Source organism: Janthinobacterium sp. SUN118 (genome assembly GCF_030397695.1).
Taxonomy (GTDB): domain Bacteria; phylum Pseudomonadota; class Gammaproteobacteria; order Burkholderiales; family Burkholderiaceae_D; genus Janthinobacterium.
Genome location: NZ_JAPUBV010000002.1, coordinates 175,313 through 191,319, shown reverse-complemented (window position 1 = coordinate 191,319; position 16,007 = coordinate 175,313). Strand labels below are relative to the sequence as shown.

The window sequence follows — 16,007 nt, the reverse complement described above, 5'->3', positions numbered from 1 at the left end:
AGAGTATGACCGCAACGTTGTTTTAAAACACAGCGTGCATTCCCTGCGGCATTGTTTGTGCGCGGGCGCGTGAGGCTACTGGCGCGCGTTGCGCAGGTTACCCGGCACGGTGCCCGTGCTGTAGTTGCTGCGCCACGGATTAATGTCGAGTCCGCCACGACGCGTATAGCGCGCGTACACGGACAGTTTCTGTGGCTTGCACTGGCGCAAGATGTCGACAAAGATGCGCTCCACGCATTGCTCGTGAAATTCATTGTGTTCGCGGAAACCGATCAGGTAGCGCAGCAGGCTTTCCTGGTCGATCTGCGGTCCCGCGTACTCGATCTGCACGCTGCCCCAGTCGGGCTGGCCCGTCACCAGGCAATTCGATTTCAACAGGTGCGAGACGAGTTTTTCTTCCACGGGCGCTTCGTCCAGGGCCGCCTTCAGCAACTGCGGCGACGGCGTGTATTGCGTGATTTCCAGGTCCAGGCGGTCCAGCAGCACGCCGTCGAACTCGCCCATCTTCAGCTTGCCGAAATCTTCCTGCAAGGTCAATTCCACTTGCACGGGGGCGCCAAAGCCTTTGGACAGATCCTGCTTGAGCAGGGTCAATAGCGCTTGCGGATTCTCGAGCCGGGTCTGGTTGAACGAGTTCAGGTACAGCTTGAACGACTTCGATTCGATGATGTTGGGCGAATCGGCCGGCGCACTGACCTTGGCAATGGCCACTTGCGGCTTGCCGCGCTGGTTCAGCCACGACAGTTCGTAGGCATTCCAGATATCGAGGCCGAAGAATGGCAGCGTGCCGTGCAGTGCCAGCTCGTCGCGCTTGCCCTGGCGCGGAATGGGAAACAGCAAGTCCGGCGCGTAATCGGTGCGGTAGGCCGAGCTTTTGCCCAGGGGCGATTGTTCGGCGAGGTCGTTGGTGGTGGTCATGGTCGTGTGGCGTAGTTCAGTCAAGCACGCATGGTAGCCTATTTCACCCCGGTGCAAATACCGGGGCGATTCGCCATCTATCCTAAAAACAGTTTGTAGACGGGATTGCTGCTCTCATCCCAGTAACGGTAGCCGAGGGTATCGAGGAAACGGGCAAATTCGCCCATTTCATCGGGCGGCACTTGCAGGCCGATCAGGATGCGCCCCACGTCGCCGCCCTGGCTGCGGTAATGACACAGGGAAATATTCCAGTTCGGCGCCATGCTGTCGAGGAAACGCATGAGTGCGCCGGGGCGCTCGGGGAACTCGAAGCGGTACAGCAGCTCATCCTGCGCCAGCCGGCTCTTGCCGCCGACCAGATGGCGGATATGCGACTTGGCCAGCTCGTCATGCGTCAGGTCCAGGGTCTTGAATTCGTGCTCTTCGAATTTCTTCGCCAGCACGCCCGATTCATGCCGGTCGGCAATCTGGATGCCGACAAACACGTGCGCTTCCTTCTCGTCGCTGATGCGGTAGTTAAATTCCGTCACGTTGCGCGCGCCGATGAGCGAACAGAAGCGCTTGAAACTGCCCCGCTGTTCGCGCATGGTGACGGCAAACACGGCTTCGCGGAATTCGCCCAGCTCGGCCCGTTCCGCGACAAAGCGCAGGCGGTCGAAATTCATGTTCGCGCCGCTGGCGATGGTGATCAGGGTTTCATGGTTGACCGGGTGCTTCGACAGGCTGGCCCGCTCCACGTATGCCTTGGCGCCGGCCACGGCCAGCGCGCCCGACGGTTCGAGGATCGAGCGCGTATCCGTAAACACATCCTTGATGGCGGCGCAGATGGCGTCCGTGTCGACCGTGATGATTTCATCGACATAGGCCTGCACCAGGCGGAAGGTTTCCTCGCCGGCCAGGCGCACGGCCGTGCCGTCGGCAAACAGGCCCACGTCGTTCAGGGTGACGCGCTCGCCGGCCTTCAGCGAGCGGGCCATGGCGTTCGAATCGACGCTTTGCACGCCGATGATCTTGATGTCGGGACGGATCTGTTTTACATACGCGGCGATGCCGGCGATCAGGCCGCCGCCGCCGATGGGGGCGAAGATGGCGTGGATGGGGCCGGCGTGCTGGCGCAGGATTTCCATGCCGATCGTGCCCTGGCCGGCGATCACGTCCGGATCGTCGAACGGGTGCACGAAGGTCAGCTTCTGCTCCTTTTCCAGGGTCAGCGCGTGGTTGTAGGCATCCGTATAGGATTCGCCGTGCAGCACCACTTCCACGTTCACGCCGCCCCGTCCTTTGACGGCCTCGACTTTCACCAGCGGCGTGGTGGTGGGCATGACGATGACGGCGCGGCAACCCATGCGCGCGGCCGACAGGGCCACGCCCTGGGCATGGTTGCCGGCCGAGGCGCAAATCACGCCGCGCTTGCGGTCCGCTTCGCTGAGCTTGGACATCTTGTTGTAGGCGCCACGAATCTTGAAGCTGAACACGCTTTGCATGTCTTCGCGCTTGAAGTAAATCTGGTTGTTCAGGCGCTGCGACAGGGCAGGGGCCAGTTCCAGCGGCGTTTCGGAGGCAACGTCATAGACGCGGGCGGTCAGGATTTTCTTGAGGTAGTCGATGTTCATAGTCTGCAAGCGAGTGATTCTGGGCCAGGGACGATGAGCCTACCACAGTAGGTCGATGCGTCTCTACTGTGACAGTCTCTTGCTGGAGCGTGGTGGTCGATATCGGCTGTGCCGCGGCGGATAACCAGGCAACAATCATGCTGTGTAGAACGCGGGGCGGGTGCGCCCTTGCCGGCAGGCGCGGTTTGTGCGGCGCCCAAGCTGCTCTTCATTATAATGGAGAGCCTTACCGCATCGCGAAGTGTTCAATGATCGAATCCGCAATCGCCTGGTTGCTGCAACTGATTGCAGCGCCGGAAGTCGGGCTGACCTCGGTCTTGCTGATCAGCTTTATTTCCGCCACCTTGTTGCCGCTCGGCTCAGAGCCGGCCGTCTTTGCCGTCATCAAGGCCAATCCTTCCCTGTTCTGGGCCGCCATTGCCGTCGCCACCCTGGGCAACACGCTGGGCGGTATCGTCGATTACTGGATGGGCTACCGGGCCAAGCAGGCGTTCGCCAAGGAGCGCGACACGCGCTGGTTCCGCTGGCTGGCCCGCTATGGCGCCAAGACCATGCTGCTGGCCTGGCTGCCCCTCGTGGGCGACCCGCTGTGCACGCTGGCAGGCTGGCTCAAGCTGCCGTTCTGGCCCAGCGTGGCGTACATGGCCGTCGGCAAGTGCGCGCGTTACCTGACGATGACGGGCTTGCTGCTGTACGTGCCCGATGGCGTCTGGCACCGGATCGGGCAAATGCTGGCGTGATGGCGATGCCGTATCGTGTGCATTGCAACGCCTGTTTGCCCTGTTTTTGGGCAGTTTGATAGTTTGTGGTCGAGTCCGATTCTTGGCATTTTTGCGCGAAAAAGGCAAGGAGGCTGATTTTTTATTCATGGAAATTGTGACTTGACCATATTTGCTATGGTTGCGCCGACCCTGCTTAAACCTTGGGCGGCATAAGGCTGTTCCCGCATGGTGCGGCGCAATAAGATAAAATGGGTCTTTAGGGTCCAGTCCACATCGTCACCACACTCCATGAACGCTCCCGCACATATCCAAGCTTTACTGGCAGAAACGCCCAATGGTCCCGCAGCAAGCCGCCTGCGCGAAATCCCGTATAACTACACATCGTTTTCCGATCGCGAGATCGTCATACGCCTGTTGGGAGAGGATTCCTGGCGCCTGCTCGACGAGCTGCGCGGCGCCCGCCAGACGGGCCGTTCGGCCCGCATGCTGTACGAGGTGCTGGGCGACATCTGGGTCGTGCGCCGCAATCCCTACCTGCAGGATGACTTGCTCGACAATCCGAAGCGCCGCCAGGGCTTGATCGATGCCTTGCATCACCGCCTGGCCGAGGTCGACAAGCGCCGCCTGGGCATCGATGCGGCCGGCGGCGACGTCGCGGCCAGTGGTGAAGCGCCGGAAGTCGCCAAGGCGCGCAGTGCCAACGTGGAGCTGCTGCTGAAGGCGGCCAGCAAGGCCGTGGCCGATTTTGGCGACGAATTCCGCAAGACCTACGACTTGCGCAAGCGCACGGTCAAGGTACTGGGCCGCTACACGGAAAAGCACAACGTGCGCTTCGACGGCATGACGCGCGTGTCGCACGTGACCGATGCCACCGACTGGCGCGTGGAATACCCGTTCGTCGTGCTCACGCCCGATACGGAAGAGGAAATGGCCGGCCTGGTGAAGGGCTGTATCGAGCTGGGACTGACCATCATCCCGCGCGGCGGCGGCACCGGCTACACGGGCGGCGCGATTCCCCTGACACCGATGTCGGCCGTCATCAACACGGAAAAGCTGATCACCCTGGGCGCCGTGGAAATGACGGTCTTGCCCGGCCTCACGCACGAATACGCGACCATCAATTCGGGCGCCGGCGTGATCACGAACAAGGTGTCGGAAGCGGCGGAAAAGGCCGGTTTCGTGTTTGCCGTCGATCCGACCTCGGCCCACGCTTCCTGCATCGGCGGCAACGTCGCCATGAATGCGGGCGGCAAGAAAGCCGTGCTGTGGGGCACGGCGCTCGACAACCTGGCGTCGTGGCGCATGGTCGACCCGAACGGCGACTGGCTCGACGTCACGCGCCTCGACCATAACCTGGGCAAGATCCACGATATCGCGCTGGCACGTTTCCAGCTGGAATGGCGTCACCCGAGCACGCGCGACGCCACGAAACCGAACGCGCCGTTCAAGACGGAAATCCTGGAAATTCCTGGCCGCAAGTTCCGCAAGGAAGGCCTGGGCAAGGACGTGACGGACAAATTCCTCGCCGGCTTGCCGGGCATCCAGAAGGAAGGCTGCGACGGTCTCATCACGTCGGCGCGCTGGATCCTGCACAAGATGCCGAAATTCGCCCGCACCGTCTGCCTGGAATTCTTCGGCCAGGCGCGCGATGCGATCCCGTCGATCGTGGAAATCAAGGATTACCTCGATGGCTTGCCGGCCAAGGGCGAGCAATACGCGACCATCCGCCTGGCGGGTCTCGAGCATCTGGACGAGCGCTACCTGCGCGCCGTCGGCTACGCCACCAAGTCGAAACGGGGCGTGCTGCCGAAGATGGCCCTGTTCGGCGACATCGTCGGCGACGATGAAAACGCCGTCGCCCAGGCGGCGTCGGAAGTGGTGCGCATCGCCAACACGCGCGTGGGCGAAGGCTTTGTGGCCGTCAGCCCCGAGGCGCGCAAGAAATTCTGGCTCGATCGCGCCCGCACGGCCGCCATTGCCAAGCATACCAACGCCTTTAAAATCAATGAAGACGTGGTGATCCCGCTCAACCGCATGGGCGAATACACGGATGGCATCGAACGCATCAATATCGAGCTGTCGATCAAGAACAAGCTGCAGCTGGCCGACGCCTTGAGCGAATTCTTTGGCAAGGGCAATTTGCCTGTCGGCAAGAGCGACGACGCGTCCGACGACCGTGTCGACGATGCGGAAATGCTGGGCGACCGTGCTGAGCAGGCGCAGCAGTTGCTGGCGCAAGTCACGGCACGCTGGACTTATCTGCTGGCACAGCTGGACCGTCCGCTGGCCGACGTGAAGGGCGAATTGGCCGAGCTGGGCATGGAGCGCTTGCTGCCCGTCTTCGATGCGCGCCTGGAAACGCAGCCGGCCGCCACCCTGTTCGACGTGGTGCAGGACCGCACCGTGCGCATTACCTGGAAGCAGGAAATCCGTGCCCAGCTGCGCCAGATCTTCAACGGCGCCGCGTTCAAGCTGATCCTCGACGAGGCCACCGCCATCCACGCGCGCATCCTGCGTTCGCGCGTGTTTGTCGCGCTGCACATGCATGCGGGCGATGGCAACGTGCACACGAACTTGCCCGTCAACTCGGACAATTACGAAATGCTGCAGGACGCCCACGAAGCCGTGGGCCGCATCATGATCCTGGCCCGCTCGCTCAACGGCGTCATTTCCGGTGAGCATGGTATCGGCATCACCAAGCTGGAATTCCTGACGGAAGAGGAAATCGGCGAGTTCCGCAGCTACAAGCAGCGCATCGATCCGGAAGGCCGTTTCAACAAGGGTAAATTGCTGAACCTGCCAGGCATGGGTGCCGACTTGCGCAATGCCTACACGCCATCGTTCGGCCTGATGGGCCACGAATCGCTGATCATGCAGCAAAGCGATATCGGCGCCATCGCCGACAGCGTCAAGGATTGCTTGCGCTGCGGCAAGTGCAAGCCCGTGTGTTCGACGCACGTGCCACGCGCCAACTTGCTGTACTCGCCACGCGACAAGATCCTGGCGACGTCGTCCCTGATCGAAGCGTTCCTGTACGAAGAGCAGACGCGCCGCGGTATTTCCATCAAGCATTGGGAAGAATTCGAGGACGTGGCGGACCATTGCACGGTATGCCACAAGTGCGTCACGCCTTGCCCGGTCAATATCGACTTCGGCGACGTGTCGATGAACATGCGCAACTTGCTGCGCAAGATGGACAAGAAGAGCTTTAATCCTGGCACCAAGGCCACGATGATGTTCCTCAACGCCACCGATCCCGTGACCATCAACGCCACGCGCAAGGTCATGATCGGCTGGGGCTACAAGGCGCAGCGCCTGGGCCATGACTTGCTGAAGAAATTTGCCAAGAAGCAAACCAAGGCGCCGCCGCCGTCGACGGGCAAGCCGCCCGTCAAGGCGCAGGTGATCCACTTCATCAATAAAAAGATGCCGGGCAACCTGCCGAAGAAATCGGCGCGCGCGCTGCTCGATATCGAAGACGATAAAGTCATCCCGATCATCCGCAATCCGAAGACGACGACGGCCGATACGGAAGCCGTGTTCTACTTCCCCGGTTGCGGTTCGGAGCGATTGTTCTCGCAAGTGGGCCTGGCCACGCAGGCGATGCTGTGGGAAGTGGGCGTGCAGACGGTCTTGCCGCCTGGCTACCTGTGCTGCGGTTATCCGCAACGGGGCGCGGGCGAGTTCGACAAGGCCGAGAAGATGATGACGGACAACCGCGTCCTGTTCCACCGCATGGCCAACACGCTCAATTACCTGGACATCAAGACGGTGCTCGTGTCGTGCGGCACCTGCTACGACCAGCTGGCCACGTATCAGTTTGAAAAGATTTTCCCCGGCTGCCGCATCATGGATATCCATGAGTATTTGCTGGAGAAAAACGTCAAGCTGGAAGGCGTGAACGGCACCCGCTATATGTACCACGAGCCTTGCCACAATCCGATGAAGCTGCAGGAATCGGGCAAGACCATCAATTCCCTGATCAGCACGGTAGACAACGTGAAGATCGAGAAGAACGATCGTTGCTGCGGTGAATCGGGGTCGCTGGCCGTCACGCGCCCGGACATTTCCACGCAAGTGCGTTTCCGCAAGGAAGAGGAAATGGTCAAGGGCGCCGACAAGCTGCGCGGCGATGGCTTCACGGGCGACGTGAAAATCCTCACCAGCTGCCCGTCGTGCCTGCAAGGCTTGTCGCGCTACAATGATGATTCGGGCACGACGGCCGATTACATCGTCGTCGAGATCGCCAAACACTTGCTGGGAGAGAACTGGATGCCGGATTACGTGAAACGCGCCAACGACGGCGGCATTGAGCGGGTGCTGGTGTGACCTGCGATCTGTGCAGTCTGCTGGATGGCTACGCCAACAAGCAGGGTCTGGAGACCCTGCTGTGGCGCAGCGAACGCCTGTCCGTGGTGGCCGTCGACGATCCTGCTTATCCCGGCTTTTGCCGCGTGATCTGGAACAGGCATGTGAAGGAAATGACGGATTTGACGCCGGGCGAGCGCAACTATGTCATGGAAGTCGTGTGGCAAGTCGAGCTGGCCGTGCGTGAAGTGATGCAGCCGGAAAAGGTCAATGTGGCCAGTTTCGGCAACATGACGCCGCACGTGCACTGGCACGTGATTCCCCGCTACCGCGACGATGCGCATTTCCCCAGCCCGAGCTGGGCCGTGGTGCAGCGCGAGACGGCGCCCGAGGTGTTGGCCGCGCGCCGCGCCCTGTTGCCGGCCTTGCGCGATGCCATCATTCAACGTTTATCCGCATAAAGTATTGTCATGACTGAAAAAGTAGCAACACCCCAACCGACCGGCTTGACCGTGCACAACCAGTCGCGCGTGCTCGACGTGGCTTTCGACGATGGCAGCGAATTCGCGCTGCCGTTCGAATACCTGCGCGTGTATTCGCCGTCGGCCGAAGTGCAGGGCCATGGCAAGGGCCAGGAAACCTTGCAGTTAGGAAAACGCCTGGTCGGCATCACCGGCCTGGAGCCGGTTGGCAACTACGCCGTGCAACCGACCTTCAGCGATGGCCACAATTCCGGCCTGTACACCTGGGCCTACCTGTACAAGCTGGGCGTGGAACAGCCAAAGCTGTGGCAGGATTACCTGGACCGCCTGACGGCGGCCGGCTACCCCGGCGACAGCGGCCGCGACGCCAAGGCGGACATGACGGTCAAGCAATCTTCCGGCCATGTCCACGGACCGAGCTGCGGGCATAAACATTAAGCTAAAAAAATAATGCGGTAATCTTGTCGGATTGCCGCCGCCCCGTTCGTCGTATGGATGCCCGCGCTTGCGGGCATTTTTCTTTTGGAGAAGAGACTATGGAATACATGATCCTGATCTACGCCGACGAGGCGCGTTATGAAGCGATGGAGGAAGGGCAGATGGCCAGCCTGATGGCCGAGTTCGCAAGTTACACGCAGGCACTGGAGGCGGCCGGCGTGCTGCGCGGCGGCGGCGAGCTGGCGCCCGTAGGCAGCGCCACCAGCGTGCGGGTGCGCAATGGCAAACCTGTCGTCACGGACGGGCCGTTCGCGGAAACCAAGGAGCAGCTGGGCGGCTACTACCTGCTGGCCTGCGCCAATCTGGACGAGGCGCTGGCCTGGGCCGGGCGTTGCCCGGTAGCATCCTTGGGCACGATCGAAGTGCGGCCCGTCACGGCGTGAGCATGGGCGGCGACGCCACCTCGGCCGTCGAACACGTCTTTCGCCAGGAGCGTGGCAAGGTGCTGGCCGGCCTGATGCGGCGCTTCGGCGACCTGGGCCTGGCGGAAGATGTGTTGCAGGAAGCGTGCCGCAAGGCGCTGGAACTGTGGCCGCAGACGGGCGTGCCCGATAATCCGGCCGCCTGGCTGACGTCGGTGGCGCGCCACGCGGCCCTCGATCACGTGCGCCGCGCGGGCAAGGGCGTCATCGATGCCGACGCCGTGCTGTCCAGCCTGTCGGCGGCCCAGGCGGAGGAAGTGCAAGCCATCGAGGATGACCGTTTGCGCCTGCTGTTCATCTGCTGCCATCCGGCGCTGGCGCCCGAGGCGCAGGTGGCGCTGGCCCTGCGCACCCTGTGTGGGCTGTCCACGGGCGAGATCGCGCGCGCCTTCGGCCTGGCCGAAGCGGCCCTGTCGCAGCGCCTGCTGCGCGCCAAGCGCAAGATCGCCGAGGCGGCCATCCCGTTCGAGTTGCCGCCGGCGCCAGACTGGCCGCCGCGGCTGGCGCAAGTCATGCACGTGATTTACCTGGTGTTCAGCGAAGGCTATTGCGCCAGCGGCGGCGACGCCTTGCTGCGCCCGGACCTGTGCGCGGAAGCGCTGCGGCTGGGACGGCTGCTCGATACCTTGCTGCCCGGCGAAGCGGAAGTGCAGGGCTTGCTGGCCCTGATGCTGCTGCAGGCGTCGCGCGGCGCGGCGCGGCTGTCGCCCGCAGGCTATCTGCTGACCCTGGAAGAGCAGGATCGCCGCCTGTGGCGCGGTGACTTGATCGCCGAAGGGCTGGCGTTGCTGGAGCAAGCCTTGCCGGCCCGTGCGCCGGGGGCGTACCAGTTGCACGCGGCCATTGCCGCCCTGCATGCCAAGGCCGCCACGGCCGGGCAGACGGACTGGCGCCAGATCAGTGCCCTGTATGGCGCCTTGCTGCGGCACAAGCCGGAACCGTTGGTCTTGCTTAATGCCGTGATCGCCTGCGCCATGGCGCATGGTGCTGAACATGGGCTGGCGTGGCTGGCGCGCCTGGAAGCCGTGCCCAGCCTGGCCCAGTCGCACTACCTGCACGCGGCCAGGGCCGACCTGCTGCGCCGCCAGGGCGACCGCGCGGGGGCGCTGGCGGCGTATGCCCGGGCGGCAATGCTGGCCACGAATGCGGTCGAAAGGCAATACCTTCTCCGGCGTCACGGGGAAATGCGCCTGCCGCTTGTATAATGCACGCAAGTTCAAACAGACTGCCTACCATGACCAATACGACCCATTTCGGATACAAAACAGTTGCAGAAGACGACAAAGTGCGCGAAGTCGCCAAGGTGTTCCATTCCGTCGCTGCCAAATACGACGTGATGAACGACTTGATGTCGGGCGGGCTGCACCGTCTGTGGAAGACGTTTACGATTGCCAACGCGGGCGTGCGCCCTGGCTTCAAGGTGCTCGACATCGCCGGCGGCACGGGCGACCTGTCGAAGGCGTTCGCCAAGCAGGCGGGCCCCACGGGCGAAGTCTGGTTGACCGATATCAATGAATCGATGTTGCGCGTGGGCCGCGACCGCCTCTTGAATCGCGGCTTGCTCACCCCCACCTTGTTGTGTGACGCGGAAAAACTGCCATTCCCCGATAACTATTTTGACCGTGTCAGCGTGGCCTTTGGCCTGCGCAACATGACGCACAAGGATGTGGCGCTGGCGGAAATGCGCCGCGTGCTGAAACCGGGCGGCAAGCTGCTGGTGCTGGAGTTTTCCAAGGTGGCGGCGCCGCTGCAAAAGCCGTATGACCTGTATTCGTTCTCGGTCTTGCCGTGGTTCGGACAGAAAATCGCCGGTGACGCGGAAAGCTATCGTTACCTGGCCGAATCGATCCGCATGCATCCGGACCAGGAAACGCTGAAGACCATGATGGAAACGGCGGGCCTGGAGCGCGTGCAGTACTACAATTTGACGGCGGGCATAGCCGCTTTGCATACCGGCATCAAGATGTAAGACAACGAGGTCACTCGCGTGTTGCCGGTGAATTTAGGAGATGGAATGAAATTGAAGAAATTTATGGTTGGCATGATGCTGGCCGCGACCACGGTATCCATGCTGGGCGAGGCGCTGGCCCGTCCCATGGGCGGTGGCCGTTCGTTTGGCCGCCAGTCGCAGAACGTGGGTCGCCAGGCTCCCGCGCCGGCACCTGCCCCCGCACCGGCCGCCGCGCCACGCCAGGCGCAACCGGCCCCCGCGCCGGCACCCGCACCTGCCGCCAAGGCACCCAGCCGCTGGAAAGGCTTGCTGGGCGGTGCACTGCTGGGCCTGGGCCTGGGCGCCTTGCTGTCGCACTTCGGCCTGGGCGGCGCCCTGGCCAGCATGATCAGCACCTTGCTGATGGTGGCCCTGTTGGCCGGTGCGGCGTTCTTCATCTACCGCATGGTGCGCGGCAAGCGCGAAAACAATGCGGGTGGCCATGCGCCGTTCGCCGGTTTTGGCGGCAACCAGCCTGCGCCAGCGGGCAACACGCCCGATATCGGCTCGCGCATTCCACCGCTGCCGCCGCTGCAACCGGTCTCGTCCGGCGTCGGCCTGGACAAGGTCGCGCCCGTGGCCGCGCCATGGGGCGTGCCTGCCGATTTCGACAAGGATGCCTTCCTGCGTCACGCGAAGAGCAATTTCATTCGCCTGCAAGCGGCCTGGGACAAGGCGGACGTCAACGACATCCGCGAATTCACGTCGCCGGAAGTGTACGCTGAGCTGCGCATGCAGATCCAGGAGCGTGGTGCGCAAGCCGATTTCACGGACGTCGTCAGCATCGACGCCGAATTGCTCGGCATCGAAACGAGCGTCACCGATTACCTGGCCAGCGTGAAGTTCACGGGCCTGATCCGTTCGGCGCCCGATGCCGCGGCGGAGCCGTTCGCGGAAGTGTGGAATATGTCGAAACCCGTCAGCGGCAATAACGGCTGGGTCTTGGCAGGCATTCAACAATTGGGTTAATGATAATTATTTCCTGAATAGCAGCTTAAGCCCATGGCTAATTCATGGTGCTTGAGGGATATTTTCTGCTGAACTGGTAAGATCGAAACCGCCCGCGTTGTTGTACGGGCGGTTTTTTCTTTTTAAGGGCGCGCGCGGCGCGCAAGCATATGATGGCACCGATTCCCGACCTTACCTTGATGACTCCCGTTATCGCGACCATCAATCACCTGCTGGCGCAGGAGCCGTGGGCGCGCCAGCAACTGGCGGTGCACGCCGGCAAGCTGGCCTGTATCGATACGGGCGCCGTGGCCCTGCGCATGCGCGTCGACAGCGCCGGCATGCTGGAAGCGGCGCCGGCGGACGTGTCTGCCAATGTCACCATCCGCGTCAAACTGTCCGACGTGCCGCTGATCCTGCAAAACCGCGAACGGGCGTTTTCGTACGTGAAAATCGAAGGCGACGCCGAGTTTGCCAATGCGATTTCGCAATTGAGCAAGGGTTTGCGCTGGGAAGCGGAGCACGACCTGGAAAAGCTGTTCGGCCCCATCCTGGCCACGCGCGTGGTCTCTGGCGCCAGGGATGCCCTTGCCTTCGTGCGCACGGGCCAGCAAAAGCTGGCGGAAAACGTGGCGGAATACTTTCTGGACGAACAGCCCATGCTGATCCGTCCCGCTACCTTGCTGGAATACTCGGCTGGCGTGACGCGCGTGCGCGATGACGTCGAACGCCTGGCCAAGCGCCTCGCCCGGCTGGAAAAGGCGGCCGCCGCCCTCCAGCCGCAGTCCTCTTCACCGGATGTGTCTACATGATATTGAAATTCCTGCGCCTGTTTAAGATCATCCGTGTTTCCATCAAGTACGGTCTAGATGAGATAGCAATTTCTGGTCTGCAAGTTCCGCGCACTGCCAAGCTGATCGACACCCTGATTTTCTGGCGCGACCTGTCGTCGCCACGCGGCCTGCGCCTGCGCCTGGCGCTGGAAGAACTGGGGCCCATCTTCGTGAAATTCGGCCAGGTGCTGTCGACGCGGCGCGACCTGATGCCGCCCGACATCGCCGAGGAACTGGCGCGTTTGCAGGATCGCGTGCCGCCCTTCGATTCCGACCTGGCCATCGCGCAGATCACCAAGTCCCTGGGCGCCCATCCGGACCAGCTGTTTGCCCGCTTCGAGCGCGAACCGGTGGCGTCCGCCTCGATTGCCCAGGTGCACTTCGCCACCTTGAAGGATGGCCGCGAAGTGGCCGTGAAGGTCTTGCGTCCAGGCATGAAAAAGCTGATCGACGAAGACGTGGCGCTGATGCATATCGCAGCCGGCTGGATCAGCCGCCTGTGGGCCGACAGCAAGCGTTTGAAGCCGCGCGAAGTGGTGGGCGAATTCGACAAATACCTGCACGACGAGCTGGACCTGATGCGCGAGGCGGCCAACGCCAGCCAGCTGCGCCGCAACTTCGCCAATTCGGACTTGCTGCTGGTGCCGGAAATGCACTGGGACTATTGTTCCAGCAGCGTCATCGTGATGGAACGCATGTACGGCATCCCCGTGTCGCAGATCGACCGCCTGGTGGCGGCCGGCGTGGACTTGCGTAAACTGTCCAGCGATGGCGTGGAAATTTTCTTCACGCAAGTGTTCCGCGACGGCTTTTTCCATGCGGACATGCATCCGGGTAATATTCTCGTCTCCATCGCGCCCGACTCGTTCGGCCGCTATATCGCGCTGGATTTCGGCATCGTCGGCACCTTGAACGATTACGACAAGGATTACCTGTCGCAAAACTTCCTCGCCTTCTTCCGCCGCGACTACAAGCGCGTGGCCGAGGCGCATATCGAATCGGGCTGGGCGCCGAAAGACACGCGCGTCGACGAGCTGGAAGCGGCCGTGCGCGCCTGCTGCGAGCCGATCTTCGACCGCCCGCTGAAGGATATTTCCTTTGGGCAAGTTCTGCTGCGTCTGTTCCAGACCTCGCGCCGCTTCAATGTGGAAGTGCAGCCGCAGCTGGTGCTGCTGCAAAAGACCCTGCTCAATATCGAAGGCCTGGGACGCCAGCTGGACCCGGAACTGGACCTGTGGCAGACGGCCAAGCCCTACCTGGAAAAATGGATGAGCAATCAGGTGGGGCCGCAAGGCTTCATGGAACGCCTGCGCGCCGAGGCGCCCCGCTATGCGCACATCTTCCCGCAACTGCCGCGTTTGCTGCACCAGGCCTTGACGGTGCATGGCGAGCCGCGCGAAAACGACGTGGAACTGATGAAAACCTTGTTGGCAGAACAACGCCAGACGAACCGCCTGCTGAGCTTTATCGTGTATTTCGTCGGCGCCTTCGCGCTCGGCGCGCTGGGCTTGCAAGTGTATATGCGCTGGCATCAACTGCCGTTTTAACAGGATCAGGACGTAAGTGATGGCTGACTTCCATACCCGCGACCCGCTGTCGCCCGCCTTCTGGGACGAGCGTTTCGAGAAACAATGCACGCCGTGGGACCAGGGCGGCGTACCCGCGCGCCTGCGCAGCTTCGTGCTGGGCAGTCCGGCGCCGCTGCGCTGTCTGATACCCGGCTGCGGTTCCGCCTACGAACTGGCCTTCATGCTCGACGCGGGCTGGGACGCCACGGCCATCGACTTTTCGCCAGCGGCCGTGGCCGCCGCGCGCGTCCAGCTTGGCGAACGGGCAGGGCGGGTGGTGGAAGCCGATTTCTTTGCCTGGCAGCCAGACGCGCCGCTGGACCTGATTTATGAACGGGCGTTCCTGTGCGCCATGCCGCGGGCCATGTGGCCGCAGGTGGCAGCCCGCTGGGCGCAGTTGCTGGCACCGGGCGCGATGTTGGCCGGCTACTTTTTCTTTGACGATAATGCCAAGGGGCCGCCATTTGGTATGTCGCGTGAGCAATTAAACGCCTTGCTGGTGCCACATTTCGACTGCCTGGCCGATGAAGCCGTCGGCGATTCCATCGCTGTCTTCGCCGGCAAGGAGCGCTGGATGAGCTGGCGCCGCCGGGCGGACTGAGCCTGGCAGGGCAGGCGGCCGGGCGATTTCCGTAGAGACTGGCGGAAAAGCTTTATAATTCAGGGTTTTTGATGATTTTCTCGGAGTAGAGATGCCGATTTACGCTTACCGTTGTGACGAGTGTGGTTTTGCCAAGGATGTCTTGCAAAAGATCTCCGATCCAGTACTGACGGTGTGCCTGTCGTGCGGCAAGCCCAGTTTCAAGAAGCAATTGACGGCCGCCGGTTTCCAATTGAAGGGCACTGGCTGGTACGCGACCGATTTCCGCGGCGGCACGGCACCGACGACGGCCATTCCGACGGGCCCGGCCGATAACGCCAAGCCGGCTCCTGCTGCCGAGAGCGCGCCTGCCGCCGCTGCCCCGGCGCCCGCGCCTGCCGCGGCGGCGCCGAAAGCGGACTGACAAGCGCGTTGCGCCGAACCATTCCATTACCGAGAAACCGATGCGTAAATACTTCATTACCGGATTGCTGATTTTAGTACCGCTGGCCATTACCGTCTGGGTACTCAATTTGGTGATCGGCACCCTGGATCAGTCCCTGCTGCTGGTACCGGCGCGTTTCCGCCCGACCTCGCTGTTTGGCTTTGACATTCCCGGCCTGGGCACGATACTGACGATAGTCATCGTCTTCCTGACAGGCTTGTTGACGAATAACCTGGTCGGCAATTACGTGGTGAAACTGTGGGAAAAGTTGCTGCAGCGCATACCCATCGTTAATTCCCTGTATTCGAGCGTCAAGCAGGTATCGGATACCTTGTTTTCCTCGTCGGGCAATGCTTTCCGCAAGGCAGTGCTGGTGCCATATCCGCACCAGAATTCCTGGACCATCGCCTTCCTGACCGGCGTGCCGGGCGGCGATGCGGCGAACCACCTGGTGGGCGATTACGTCAGCGTGTATGTGCCGACGACGCCGAACCCGACATCGGGCTTCTTCCTGATGATGAAGCGCAGCGATGTGGTCGAGCTGGACATGAGCGTCGATGCGGCGCTCAAGTACATCGTCTCGATGGGCGTGGTGGCGCCTGCGGAAGTTGTCGCTGTAACGGCCCCGGTAGCCAAAGAATAAAGGCAGGCGTCCCACGGGGGACGTGGCCGGATTGAAC

The 16,007-nt window shown here is 62.2% G+C and carries 15 protein-coding genes; 13 read left to right on the top strand and 2 right to left on the bottom strand.

What is annotated here, in order from left to right:
- Nucleotides 1-75 precede the first annotated feature (75 nt).
- Both queF and ilvA read right to left on the bottom strand, forming a co-directional pair.
- Entirely contained in the window at nucleotides 76-918 is an 843-nt protein-coding gene (queF, locus tag O0880_RS16495) for an NADPH-dependent 7-cyano-7-deazaguanine reductase QueF (protein ID WP_289888127.1), read from the bottom strand.
- A 77-nt stretch (nucleotides 919-995) separates the two neighbouring features.
- Nucleotides 996-2,531: a threonine ammonia-lyase, biosynthetic gene (ilvA, locus tag O0880_RS16490; protein WP_289887505.1), complete on the bottom strand. Its 1,536-nt coding sequence runs from the start codon at nucleotides 2,529-2,531 to the stop codon at nucleotides 996-998.
- Between the two features lie 248 nt (nucleotides 2,532-2,779).
- Here ilvA and O0880_RS16485 point away from each other — a divergent pair, with 248 nt between their 5' ends.
- The 13 genes from O0880_RS16485 to O0880_RS16425 all read left to right on the top strand — a co-directional run bounded on the left by O0880_RS16485 (nucleotide 2,780) and on the right by O0880_RS16425 (nucleotide 15,970).
- Nucleotides 2,780-3,271, top strand: a complete 492-nt coding sequence (locus O0880_RS16485; protein ID WP_289887504.1) for a YqaA family protein — start codon at nucleotides 2,780-2,782, stop codon at nucleotides 3,269-3,271.
- Between the two features lie 270 nt (nucleotides 3,272-3,541).
- Complete coding sequence (locus O0880_RS16480; protein WP_289887503.1) at nucleotides 3,542-7,582, top strand: DUF3683 domain-containing protein; 4,041 nt, start codon at nucleotides 3,542-3,544, stop codon at nucleotides 7,580-7,582.
- Entirely contained in the window at nucleotides 7,579-8,022 is a 444-nt protein-coding gene (locus tag O0880_RS16475) for an HIT family protein (RefSeq protein ID WP_289887502.1), read from the top strand. The genes O0880_RS16480 and O0880_RS16475 overlap by 4 nt, the downstream gene beginning before the upstream one ends.
- A 9-nt stretch (nucleotides 8,023-8,031) precedes the next feature.
- On the top strand, nucleotides 8,032-8,481 hold the full coding sequence (locus tag O0880_RS16470; RefSeq protein WP_071325598.1) for a DUF971 domain-containing protein: 450 nt from the start codon (nucleotides 8,032-8,034) through the stop codon (nucleotides 8,479-8,481).
- Between the two features lie 98 nt (nucleotides 8,482-8,579).
- Nucleotides 8,580-8,924 (top strand): YciI family protein, encoded by a 345-nt coding sequence (locus tag O0880_RS16465; RefSeq protein WP_289887500.1) that lies wholly within the window; start codon nucleotides 8,580-8,582, stop codon nucleotides 8,922-8,924.
- A 2-nt stretch (nucleotides 8,925-8,926) separates the two neighbouring features.
- Nucleotides 8,927-10,168, top strand: coding sequence for a sigma-70 family RNA polymerase sigma factor (locus tag O0880_RS16460; RefSeq protein ID WP_289887498.1), 1,242 nt, complete (start codon nucleotides 8,927-8,929; stop codon nucleotides 10,166-10,168).
- 29 nt (nucleotides 10,169-10,197) lie between these two features.
- Nucleotides 10,198-10,932: a bifunctional demethylmenaquinone methyltransferase/2-methoxy-6-polyprenyl-1,4-benzoquinol methylase UbiE gene (ubiE, locus tag O0880_RS16455; protein WP_034753359.1), complete on the top strand. Its 735-nt coding sequence runs from the start codon at nucleotides 10,198-10,200 to the stop codon at nucleotides 10,930-10,932.
- Nucleotides 10,933-10,977: 45 nt separating this feature from the next.
- Nucleotides 10,978-11,922 (top strand): Tim44-like domain-containing protein, encoded by a 945-nt coding sequence (locus tag O0880_RS16450; RefSeq protein WP_289887496.1) that lies wholly within the window; start codon nucleotides 10,978-10,980, stop codon nucleotides 11,920-11,922.
- Nucleotides 11,923-12,101: 179 nt separating this feature from the next.
- The gene (locus O0880_RS16445; protein ID WP_289888123.1) at nucleotides 12,102-12,713 is read left to right on the top strand and encodes an SCP2 sterol-binding domain-containing protein; all 612 of its coding nucleotides are present in this window, start codon (nucleotides 12,102-12,104) and stop codon (nucleotides 12,711-12,713) included.
- Complete coding sequence (gene ubiB / locus O0880_RS16440; RefSeq protein WP_071325593.1) at nucleotides 12,710-14,281, top strand: ubiquinone biosynthesis regulatory protein kinase UbiB; 1,572 nt, start codon at nucleotides 12,710-12,712, stop codon at nucleotides 14,279-14,281. Before O0880_RS16445 ends, ubiB begins: the two co-directional genes overlap by 4 nt.
- A gap of 19 nt (nucleotides 14,282-14,300) precedes the next feature.
- Nucleotides 14,301-14,903 (top strand): methyltransferase, encoded by a 603-nt coding sequence (locus O0880_RS16435; RefSeq protein WP_289887494.1) that lies wholly within the window; start codon nucleotides 14,301-14,303, stop codon nucleotides 14,901-14,903.
- Nucleotides 14,904-14,994: 91 nt separating this feature from the next.
- A complete protein-coding gene (locus O0880_RS16430; protein ID WP_071325591.1) occupies nucleotides 14,995-15,306 on the top strand; it encodes an FmdB family zinc ribbon protein in 312 nt (103 codons plus the stop codon).
- A gap of 40 nt (nucleotides 15,307-15,346) precedes the next feature.
- Entirely contained in the window at nucleotides 15,347-15,970 is a 624-nt protein-coding gene (locus tag O0880_RS16425) for a DUF502 domain-containing protein (protein ID WP_071325590.1), read from the top strand.
- Nucleotides 15,971-16,007: the final 37 nt, after the last annotated feature.